The 11,828-nt window shown below is 36.3% G+C and carries 8 protein-coding genes (1 of these 8 running past the window's edge); 7 read left to right on the top strand and 1 reads right to left on the bottom strand.

Features of this window, described 5'->3' with window-relative positions; genetic code table 11:
- Window positions 1–104: 104 nt before the first annotated feature.
- From ROY99_15295 to ROY99_15275, 5 genes are all read left to right on the top strand, one after another.
- Window positions 105–3,089, top strand: coding sequence for a T9SS type A sorting domain-containing protein (locus tag ROY99_15295; GenBank protein MDT3697739.1), 2,985 nt, complete (start codon window positions 105–107; stop codon window positions 3,087–3,089).
- 46 nt (window positions 3,090–3,135) lie between these two features.
- The gene (locus ROY99_15290; GenBank protein ID MDT3697738.1) at window positions 3,136–4,863 is read left to right on the top strand and encodes a T9SS type A sorting domain-containing protein; all 1,728 of its coding nucleotides are present in this window, start codon (window positions 3,136–3,138) and stop codon (window positions 4,861–4,863) included.
- Window positions 4,864–4,971: 108 nt separating this feature from the next.
- Window positions 4,972–6,222: a YCF48-related protein gene (locus ROY99_15285; GenBank protein ID MDT3697737.1), complete on the top strand. Its 1,251-nt coding sequence runs from the start codon at window positions 4,972–4,974 to the stop codon at window positions 6,220–6,222.
- A gap of 247 nt (window positions 6,223–6,469) precedes the next feature.
- Window positions 6,470–8,032, top strand: coding sequence for a right-handed parallel beta-helix repeat-containing protein (locus ROY99_15280; GenBank protein MDT3697736.1), 1,563 nt, complete (start codon window positions 6,470–6,472; stop codon window positions 8,030–8,032).
- An 11-nt stretch (window positions 8,033–8,043) separates the two neighbouring features.
- The gene (locus tag ROY99_15275) at window positions 8,044–9,588 is read left to right on the top strand and encodes a choice-of-anchor Q domain-containing protein (GenBank protein ID MDT3697735.1); all 1,545 of its coding nucleotides are present in this window, start codon (window positions 8,044–8,046) and stop codon (window positions 9,586–9,588) included.
- A 231-nt stretch (window positions 9,589–9,819) separates the two neighbouring features.
- Here the strand turns inward: ROY99_15275 and ROY99_15270 are convergent, their stop codons facing one another.
- On the bottom strand, window positions 9,820–10,689 hold the full coding sequence (locus tag ROY99_15270; GenBank protein ID MDT3697734.1) for an NAD(P)-dependent oxidoreductase: 870 nt from the start codon (window positions 10,687–10,689) through the stop codon (window positions 9,820–9,822).
- Window positions 10,690–10,816: 127 nt separating this feature from the next.
- Between ROY99_15270 and ROY99_15265 the strand changes: the two genes are divergently transcribed.
- Window positions 10,817–11,542 (top strand): hypothetical protein, encoded by a 726-nt coding sequence (locus ROY99_15265; protein ID MDT3697733.1) that lies wholly within the window; start codon window positions 10,817–10,819, stop codon window positions 11,540–11,542.
- A 2-nt stretch (window positions 11,543–11,544) separates the two neighbouring features.
- Window positions 11,545–11,828, top strand: partial view of a dTDP-glucose 4,6-dehydratase gene (gene rfbB / locus ROY99_15260; protein MDT3697732.1) — the 5' end (the start) only. It continues 733 nt past the right edge of the window; the window shows 284 of its 1,017 coding nt (coding positions 1–284); its start codon is at window positions 11,545–11,547; its stop codon lies off the right edge, out of view.

Here is an 11,828-nt window from a genome sequence, read left to right as displayed (position 1 = left end):
AAACATTGAAGAGAAATTCAGAGCGGATGATAATTAACTCTGCTCTTGACTCTGTTGAACCTTTTTCAATTAAAAAATTTGACTATAAACAAGGAGGCTAAGCAATGAAATACAGTTTAAATTTCAAATGGAGAGTTAAGAAATATTTATTTCTTCTTTTCTTCCTCATACCAATTTGCGTACTTAATGCCCAACCGTTAAACGGTAATTACACTGTTGGTGGTTCTTCACCAGATTTTCTCACACTGCAAAATGCTGCTGATGCACTTAATGCAAGAGGTGTTTCCGGTCCGGTTTTTATGAACATTCGTCCGGGAATTTATATGCGTGATGGTGGAGTAAGTTCAGTTATGATTCTTGATAGTGCAGTTGCCGGTCTTTCTGCAGATAATCGCATAACATTTCAACCGGATCAAAATGCCGGTGGTAATGTTGAGAATGTCATACTGCGAATTGACCTGACAAGTTCTTCGAGTACGGCGCTTGTGCTTGTTAGAATCGACCACGTTACGATTCGAAACATCACGCTTGAGGATAATGACTCGACAGGGTTCGGAGCTGATTTCCTTCTTCGTATTGATGCATTTTTCTCCTATAATCCGATTACTGAAGACATTATTATTGAGGGATGCAGATTTATCGGAAATTCAAATTCAGGTGGAGGAGCTACACGCGGAACTGATTCTGGTGTTAATGGAAGTACTAATACTGCTGAAATAATAATACGGCAAAATATTTTCTTACAATTAATGAATTCTGTTGAAATAGGTGGTGCAGGAGGTAGCAGTGGCGGTGTAATTATAGAGGATAATCAATTTCTCGATGCTCATCACCACGGTAGTTCTTATGGAAATTGGATTAATATTAAAGCACATAAAACTATTGTCCGTCGTAATTATCTGGATAATGCAAATGGTTATGGAAGCCTAAATGGCATAATCGTCTATGCCGATTCCGGTCTTATCGAGAGTAACATCATCAAGAATGGAGGAGGCTCTAGTGGTCAAGTCGTTACTTTCCGGGCAATCAAAGTGGACAATTTAAGCAGTAACCCATTATCAATGTTGATTGTGAACAACATGATCTCGGGAAGCGCTTCAGTTGGAGGCTGGGGATTACCAGTTATAGGACGTTATGGAATCATAGCAAATACAAAAGCAACTATTATACACAACACTATTGTGCACCCTTATCGCGTACAAATAAGTTATGGAATTTATCTAGGCCAAGGCTCTGACTCATCTAAAGTCTTGAACAACATTGTTTTTGATTACGGCAGCGGCGAAGGTTTACCTATCGTTGAAGCTGTAGTAGTCTTCAAACAAAATGGAAATATATCGGGAGTGATTTCTGATTACAATGTATTCTACTATGATTATAATCAACCTGGCTCCGTGTACCTTGCTGCAGTCGGATCTAATCGGTACACAAGTCTTAGTTCATACCAAGCTGCAACAGGTCTGGATTCCAATTCAATTTTCAAGGAATTATATTTTGACATAGGTGAAGAATATCCTCATCTCTCTGACTGCCAGGCGCAGGATCCGGAAATTGTTGGAATTCCTTATCCCGGAATTGTGGATGATGTTGATGGCGACTTGCGCAGTTTAACAAAACCAACAAGAGGAGCTGATGAAGGAAATCTGCGTTCAAATCCAATGTTTGAAGATGTTTTCAGGACTTCTCTTCCCAGCATTTGTAATTCAATTGCATACGGCAAGTTTGATAATCTTATGGCTGATGGATTAGCAATTGCAGATTATGAAAATGAACAGGTTCTTTTATTCCATAATCTTCCCGAGTCAAGATCTTTCCTTCAATCAGGAATTCTGAATGTCGGCTTCAAACCAACAACTCTCGCCTTCTGCAACTTTGATGATGATGGTTATCTTGACCTGATCGTTGGTGGTGACTCTGCGCTGGTTAAAGTCTATTGGGGTGATGGAGTAGGAGGATTTCCTGAATCAAGTGAAATTATTACTCAAGGACGAACATATCATCTTGTCCCCGAGCCTTATCAGCTATATGATAGTCTCAAAGTTATCTTTGTCGCTCATCCTAATGCTTCTCCTTATTATTCATCATTCATAGGAGTTGTTATGAATCTTGGAGACAGACAACTCTGTTATGACTACCAGCATTACGGCAATGAGATTGACACTATTCCCTGGGGTCCCTGGTCGATTGTTGTTGACGATATCGGTGGAGATAATTTGGTGGATATTGCAGGCTTACACCCAACAGGACGGTTCACGAGTTGGGAGTTTTTCAACATATTTACTGTCTTCCCGAGTGCCTGCGATCATTATTACTTTGAACGTTGGAACCCATTTCATCAAATAGATGGAGTAGGAGGGAATTATTTATATCAAAACAGTGTGATCTTAGGTGATTTTGACGATGATTCAGACAATGATCTTATTACAACGGGCTTTTCGGATAATGAATGTAACCTTTTACGCAATGAAGGAAACTTCAACTTCCAGCCTGAACCTATGGCTGTTGAAAATGGAAGAGGATTTGCTAGACTTGACTACGACAATGATGATGACCTGGATTTTGCAAGTGTTAATTGGGCTTTAGAAAATCATGGATTGACTGTTTTCCTTAACGATGGTACAGGTAATTTTACTCCTGAACTAAATTGTTTCCAATCAATTGCAACAGGAATACCGCGTGGTGTTGTTTCATCAGATTTTGACCTTGATGGAAAAACAGATCTTGCGATTATAGCAACAGATAATAGTGGTAATGACTCTCTGTTTGTTCTTTATAGTACAGGAAACATCTCTGCTATCGGTGAGGAAACTTTCCAGCAAATTCCTGAGAATTTTTCTCTCTCACAGAATTATCCTAATCCGTTTAATCCATCAACAACTATACGGTTTGAATTACCTGAAGAAGCTAATGTTACTCTGAAGATTTTCAACATAATTGGTGAAGAAGTTAGTACGCTGGTAGATACCGAACTTAAAGCCGGGCAGCATGAGTATCAGTTTAATGCTAATAATCTTGCAAGCGGAATTTACTTTTATAGCATCAGTACCGGATCATTTTACCAGACTAAAAAAATGGTTTTAGTCAGATAGCCTTGATGAAATAGAAAATGAAAATATTTTTCTTAAAAGTGAAATAATGAAAACTTTATTAATGATTCTGATATTGTTGTTTATAACAAATTTACAGGCACAGTGGTCATCTGATTCGACTATCAATAATCCGATCTGTACCGCTTCCGGTTATCAACAGGCTCCTCAGCTTGTTGATGACGGTAGTGGTGGAGCTATTATTGTGTGGGAAGACAGCCGTTTCTTTAATGATGACAATATTTATGCACAGTTAATTAGTTCAGATGGATATCCAGCCTGGACGATTGATGGTGTCGCGGTGTGTTCTGCTACAGATGATCAGGTTACTCCTCAAATTGCAATTGATGGAAGCGGCGGTGCTATTGTTGTATGGCAGGATCATCGTACAGGTAATGCTGATATATATGCGCAGAGAATTGATAACAACGGCATTAACCAATGGACGGCAGATGGAATACCAATTTGTACAGCAACTAACCAACAGTTTGAGCCCAAAATTATCAGCGATGGAAACGGTGGAGGAATAATAGTCTGGAAAGATTATCGCAGTGGTCTGGGCTATGATATTTATGCACAACGTGTTGATGCGAATGGTAATATTATCTGGGCTGTTGATGGCATTGCAATTTGTTCGGCTGTAAATGAACAGTCTTATCCTCAGATAATTGCTGACAGCAGTGAAGGAGCAATCATTGCATGGCAGGATAAAAGATATAGTGCATTTGACATCTATGCTCAAAAGATAGACAATAATGGTAACATACTTTGGGCTAACAACGGCGTACGGGTTTGTACGGAAGCCAACGACCAATTGAATTGTCAATTAATAAATGATAATGCAAACGGGGCGATACTCGTCTGGCACGATATCCGTAATGCAAGTAATGTGGATATTTATGCTCAAAGAATTAATGAGGATGGATTCAGATTATGGGATACAAGTGGAGTTGCTGTTTGTCAGTCAGCTGAGGATCAGGTTTTTCCTCAGATAACTTCCGATTTGAATGGCGGTGCGATTATTTGCTGGAGGGATTATCGTAATGTTAGCGGAGATGCTGATATTTATTCCCAGCGTATCAGTTCAAACGGAAACGCTCTTTGGGCGTTGAATGGTGTAAGCGTGTGTGAAGCTGTTAATGAACAGAAGGAACCTGACATTGTAAGCGATGGAACAGGTGGTGCTATTATAGTTTGGCAGGATCATCGTATCGGTTCTCAAGATGATATTTATGCTCAGCGAGTTATGAGTAATGGAAATTTAAACTGGACACCAAATGGAGTTCCTATCAGTGTACCTGCATTAAGCCAAACTTTACCACAATTAATTTTTACTGTCAATAATAATATTATTACTACCTGGCAGGACCGCCGGACAGGAGACTATGATATTTATGCTTCCATGGTTGACACAAGCGGCAGATTGGTAGGTACATCTGTTTATGTTGATACTCAGAAAAATCTTCCTGAAACATTTGAGCTTTTTCAAAATTATCCCAATCCGTTTAATCCAACAACAATGATCAGTTGGCAGTCACCAGTAAGCAGTTGGCAAACATTAAAGATTTATGATGTGCTTGGGAATGAAGTTGCAGCTTTAGTTGATGAATATTTACCAGCAGGAACTTATGAAACAGAATTCAGCAGTCATTCTGACGGAGGTCAGAATCTCTCTAGCGGAATTTCCGCCAGAGACGGATACGCCTCCGGCGTATATTTCTACATTTTACGGACAGGAAATTTTGTTCAAACAAAGAAGATGATGCTTATCCGATAATTTCAATTTAATAAAATCTAAAAAATTTTATGATTAAGGTGTACGCTAAACAAAAATTTTTTTAACTGATGAATTCCACCTTGAAATGAATAAAAGGAGTAATAAATTATGCAAAAGATCTTGCTATTAATTGCTGCTTCTTTAATCTTAGTGCAGGCAAATCAGGCACAATGGATACCGCGAAACAGCGGGACCACAAATTCTTTAACTGATGTTTATTTTATTAACGGCAGTATCGGCTGGGTTGTGGGGACTTTTGGAACAATTCTTAAAACCGGAGACGGAGGAACAACCTGGAATCCACAAATTAGTGGAACAATGAACCATTTAGCATCCGTTCATTTTATTGATGAAAATGCCGGGTGGATTGTAGGAGAGGGTGGGCAAATTCTAAAGACAACTAACGGTGGAGAAAATTGGGTTTCATCGGGTGGAGGGTATTCTTTGTATTCAGTCTTTTTTATCAGTGATAGCACCGGCTGGGCTGTTGGATCTGGAGGAAGAATTATAAAGACAACAAATGGGAACTATTGGTCGCCACAGTCAAGCGGTACTTTGGTTGATCTGATGGAAGTTTATTTTATCGATGAAAACACAGGCTGGGTTGTAGGCGGACAAATATATGATCCAGGAACAATCCTTAAAACAACCAATGGCGGAACAGATTGGACTTCTACGACAAGTGATACCATAGGCAGGCTGAATTCAGTCTTCTTTATCGACGAAAATATTGGCTGGGCAGCAGGACAGTATGGAACAATTATTAAAACAGCAGATGGAGGATCAGACTGGTTTACGCAGTCAATCAGTCAGGCGGCGAGCCTGGAATCAATTTTTTTTACCAGTTCCAATATAGGCTATGCAGTGGGTCAAGCAGCGGGGATCTATGGGAAAATTTTAAAAACAACAAACGGAGGAACAGATTGGTTCACACAAATAGCCGGAATTATAAATACATTAAGCTCAGTTTTTTTCACAGATGAACTAACTGGTTGGGCTGTGGGCTATCAAGGAACAATTCTAAAAACAACAAACGGTGGGGTTACATTTGTTGAGGAAAATAAAAATGAAATCAATCCTGATGATTATAATTTGGCACAAAACTACCCCAATCCATTTAACCCAACAACAAAGATCAGTTGGCAGTCACCAGTAAGCAGTTGGCAAACATTAAAGATTTATGATGTGCTTGGGAATGAAGTTGCAGCTTTAGTTGATGAATATTTACCAGCAGGAACTTATGAAACAGAATTCAGCAGTCATTCCGGCGAAGGTCGGAATCTCTCTAGTGGAATTTATATCTATAAACTAACCGCTGGTTTTTTTGTTGAAACAAAGAAGATGATACTTATGAAATAATTTTTCATTTATCTTTTCAAAAAACTCCCGGCAATAAAATGAGTTGGGAGTTTTTTATTTTAATAATTCCGTCATCTAGGGCAAGATCCCTAAAGCCAAAAATTACCTGTTGACTGTCAGAATTTTCACATTTAAACACTTCAACTATGTCATTACTGATGTTAAATGCATTTCATATCTTCATTTCGCTGGTATTTTAATTGCAGCAAAAAAACGTAACATAAAAAATATTTCAGGAGTAAATGAAATGATAAAACTTCTTACTCTTTTAACTTTGGTTGGATTAATATTCTGTTTTCAAATAACTGCACAAACAACTTACTATGTTTCCGAAACAGGGAACAATGGCAATAATGGTTTAACAGCTCAAACTGCTTTTGCCACTCTTCAGCATGCAGCTGATATTGTTGCAGCAGGAGATTCGGTTTTAGTTCTTGCTGGAAATTATGCCGGGTTTGATATCCGTACCAATGGAACTCAAATTCTCCCAATAGTCTTTAAAGCAATAGAAAATAATGTTGTAATTGATGAACGGAATTCTGTTACACCTGATGGAATCAATATCGAGAATGCTTCCTGGATTGTGATTGATGGATTTGAAGTTAAAGATCAGCCTCGTGCCGGAATTCGTGCTGCTGTATCTGATTTTGTAACTATAAAAAACAATTACTGCCATAACAATCAGCGGTGGGGAATCTTCACTGGATTTACAGATGATTTAATTGTCGAAAATAATACCTGTTCGTTTAGTGCCGATGAGCACGGAATTTATGTATCCAATAGCAGTGATAGACCAATCATAAGAAACAATCATTCATTCAACAATAATGGATGTGGAATTCATATGAATGGAGACATTTCAATGGGCAGTGATGGAATTATCAGCAAAGCTTCGGTTGAAGGAAATATTTTACACGATAATGGTTATGGCGGTGGTTCAGCAATAAATATGGATGGTGTTCAAAATTCTGATATATATAACAACCTTATTTATAACAATCATGCAACCGGAATTGCAATGTTTCAGATCGATGGTGGTGATGCATCAAAGAATAATAAAGTTTTCAACAACACGATTATACAGCCATCTGATGGGAGATGGTGCATAATTTCTGTTGACGGTTCAACCGGGAATACTATTTATAATAATATTTTAATTAATCATCACGGTTTTCGTGGAAGCATTTCTATTGATGCTGCTTCAGCAAATGGATTTGTCAGCGATTACAATATTCTTGTAAACCGGTTAAGTAATGATGATGGAAATTCTAATATGAGTTTAGCTCAATGGCAGTCACTTGGTTATGATTTACATTCGATGGTAGCTAATCCTGAGGAACAAATTTTTGTTGATTACACGAATAACAATTATCATCTTCTGCAAAATGCACAGACGGTTAATGCCGGAACAAATTTAGTCCTTCCAATAGTTTATGAAGATCTTGACAATATTTCACGACCGCAGGGAAGTGGATTCGATATTGGATGTTATGAATTCACGAATGCAGTCTCAGTTGATGAAAAAGTTATTCCGCAATTATTTCATTTGCATCAGAACTATCCAAATCCGTTTAATCCTTCTACCAGAATCCAGTATCAGATATCCATCATCTCGCAAGTATCTCTTAAAGTATATGATGTGCTGGGAAATGAAATTGCAACATTGGTTAATGAATATCTTCCAGCGGGAAGTTATGAAGTTGAATTTTCACCAGGATCCAGTATCAAGTATCCAGCATCCGGAATTTATTTTTACAGATTACAAGCTGGAAACTATGCACAGACAAAATCAATGATATTGATTAAATAGGAGGAATGAAGATGAAAAAATCAGTAATAATTTACTTTATCGGAATTATAATCTTTGTCTTTTTGCAGTCAGCTGCTGCTACTGAAATCATTGTATCCAATTCAACAGAATTACAAAATGCAATAAATAATGTTCAAGGTGGAGATACAATTAGTCTGCTTAGTGGTAGTTATGGTAATCTTACAATCTCCGGTAAAAATAATAATTCTTTAGTTACAATTCGTGCTTACCCTGGAGCGATACCTGTTTTTTCGAGTGTAAGTATTCATAACAGCAGCTATTGGCGATTATTTGGATTTGATATTAAACCAAGATATTCCAGTGGTGCAGACGGTACAGAAGCTGTTGATCTGGATGGCAGTTATCTTACAGTTGAGAATTGTACCATAAATTATTCTGATGATATTTCAGGCTGGACAGCAATAGATTGGGTGGAGCGAACGGGCAATGGAATTATTATGGATGGATCGAATATAAAAGCACTTAATAATACAATTACTGCCATCGATCATGGGATAGCTTGCAGCGCAAATAATTCATTAGTATCTCACAATCTCATTGTAAATTTTCGCGGCGATGGTATTCGAGGATTAGGTGATGATAATGTTTATGAGTATAACACAATCAAGAATGAGTATGATGTTGATGAAAATCATGATGATGGATTCCAGTCGTGGTCTTATGGCAGCGGTGGAGTTGGAACAGGAACAGTGAAAAATGTAACACTTCGCGGGAATACAATTATAAATTTTGAAGATCCCAATCAACCTTATAGAGGTAATTTGCAGGGAATCGGATTGTTCGATGGTATGTTTGAGAACTGGGTTGTTGAAAATAATTTAATCATCACTGATCACTGGCATGGAATTTCATTTTATGGAGCTATCAATTGTAAAATAATTAATAATACGGTTATTGATAATAATAATAGCCCCAATCCGGATCCCTGGATTATGGTGAATAATCATAAAAACGGTACACCTTCATCGGGAGTAATTGTTAGAAACAATATTGCTACTGATTTCTCACTCACCGGCGGATATACAGCAGATCATAATATTGAGATCACAATGAACAATGCTTCAACTTACTTTGTAAATACAACAGGAGGTAACGGTGATTATCACCTGAATGCTACAAGTCCGGCAATTGATGCAGGAATTGGGGATGAAGCTCCGAATATTGATAAAGATGGTGTTGTCCGTCCGCAAGGAAATGATTTTGATATTGGGTGTTATGAATTCAACAATGCTTCAGGAGTTACTGAAACAAATAATCCGGAATCATTTCAGTTATTTCAGAATTATCCAAATCCGTTTAATCCTTCTACCATAATTCAGTACCAAGTATCCAGCATCTCGCATGTATCTCTTAAAGTATATGATATACTCGGAAACGAGATTGCAACTTTAGTTGATGAATATTTACCTGCAGGAAGTTATGAAGTTGAATTTTCACCAGAATCCAGTATCAAATATCCGGCAACCGGAATTTATTTTTATCAGTTGAAAGCGGGAAAATTTATTCAAACGAAGAAGATGTTATTAATAAAGTAAGAACAGAATTATAGGAGTTTTTACAGTAATACAAAATCTAATTTTAGATTAAACAAAAATTCTGATGAGTTAAATTCTGTGTTATATTGGTTTATGTACAAAACCTCAGAATTAGTTATCAAAAGAAAACTGAAAAGACTGCTATTACTAAAGAATGCAGATCTGTTTAAAAAAAAATAATACTCAATGTAAATTCTAATTGAAGAATTGGTGAAATATTTGAGGCTCAGGTTAGATCTCTAAAATCATCTCATCTAATCCTTTATGATTTATCTTAAAAGATTTCAGCTTATCTGTATTCATAGACACATCTTCAACTTTTGGTAAACCGGGTACATCATCCAATGTAATTTTAACTAATAATCTTTTATCAAGATTGTAAAGCTCACACAGTCTTATTCCAAGCTCATAACGAGATACTCTTTCAGGTCCGCCGAAGTTTATTGTTTCCGATTTAATACCTTTAGCTATCAACTCACTAATAATTCTTGCAGCTTCTTTAAGAGAAAGAGGAGTGCGATACTGATCAGTAAACAGCTTTACTCTTTTTTTGTCTTTTAAATCATTAAGCATTTTATGAAAGTAATTTTGTGAATGGTTCAGTCCAATTCCAAATAACAAAGCCGTCCGAAGTATTAAATAATTATCAAAAGTTTGCTGAATCTTTACTTCGCCCATCAGTTTTGTTTCTGCGTAAATAGAAACAGGGATAAGTTTTGCATCTTCTTTCAGCATTGAACCACGATAGCCTGCATAAACCAAATCTGTTGATGTATAAATTAGTTTTGCTTTATAAGTATCACAGAACTCGGCAATTTTTGCAGTTGCATTAACATTAAGGTTGTAAAATAATTTTGTAGATATATTTTTATTGGGAGTTGTTGATGTTATAGCTGCTGTATGAACAACAATATCAGGTTTTTGAATTTCAAAAATATTTTTAAGCTCATCGTAGTTTAAAATGTTTATCCTAGCTGAATTATATTTTTTACAATTGCCCGAATTTGAGTTGTAAATTGTAAAAATATTATGCTGTTTCGACAATTGAACATTAAGATATTGCCCAAGTAATCCGCTTCCACCAGTAATTAATATCTTCATAAATTTTATTGATTTATAATTACACTAAAATATTTCTATTTGCTTTTTATTTTCACATTCATCATATAGTATCCTTTTGAAAATCTTACTTACTTTGGTAAATTTATCAAGAAATTATGAAAGAATTATGAAATATTTTTTAACTCTTGTTTTAATATTTACAATTAGTGTTTTTTCTTATTCTCAGACTAATAGATATTTTGATGCACCTTTTGGTGGAGGCGGCGGATTTATTGCAGGTTGGCAAATTCCAAATGTTGACCAACTTAATACAAAGCTAAAAGAGGTTGGTATTCCAGAATTTTCTTCCGGCGGGTTATTTACAACTGGTGGAGCAGGATTTCTCTATATTGGATTTGTGAAAAATCTTAGAGTTGGTGGAATGGGATTTGGCGGTTCAACTTCAAAGTCCTCCTCAATAAATGGTATTAATAGGGAAGTAATCTATTCTATTGGAGGGGGTGGAATAACAATTGAATATACACTTCCATTTGTTAAAAATATTGGTGTATCAATCGGCGGAACATTAGCTGCCGGAAGTTTGAGTATTGAACTTTATCATAACGATGGAAATTTTAGCTGGAGTAATATCTGGAATGAGATCAATAATGGATCTACCTCAAATGTTTCAAGAAGATTAGAAAATCATTTTTGGATCTTTTCACCAACGCTCAATGTTGAAATTCCATTCTATAGATTTTTAGCTTTTCGGATAGGTACCGGTTATCAATTATCAATTGGAAATTCCTGGAAAACTGAAAATGACCAATCAATATCTGGTATCCCTTCTGATCTGAAATCAGATGGATTTTTTATTCAGGCTGGCATCCTTGCCGGATTTTTTGCGTTTTAATTATGAAAAATATTTTAGTAACAGGCGGAGCAGGATTTATTGGCAGTAATTTTATTAATTACATTCTTAATAAAAGAGACGATTATTTTATCGTCAATCTTGATAAACTTACTTATGCCGGAAACCTTGAGAACCTAAAAGAAGTTGAATCAAAAAAAAATTATACTTTTGTCAAAGGTGATATAGTAAATGCTGAATTAATTAATTTCATCTTTGAAAAGTATAAAATCAAATACGTAATTAATTTTGCTGCCGAATCACATGTTGATAGAAGTATCTTGGGTTC

The sequence above is a fragment of the Ignavibacterium sp. genome (genome assembly GCA_032027145.1).
Taxonomy (GTDB): domain Bacteria; phylum Bacteroidota; class Ignavibacteria; order Ignavibacteriales; family Ignavibacteriaceae; genus IGN3.
Note: the sequence above shows the minus strand (reverse complement) of the source record. Positions and strands in the feature narration are given on the sequence as shown.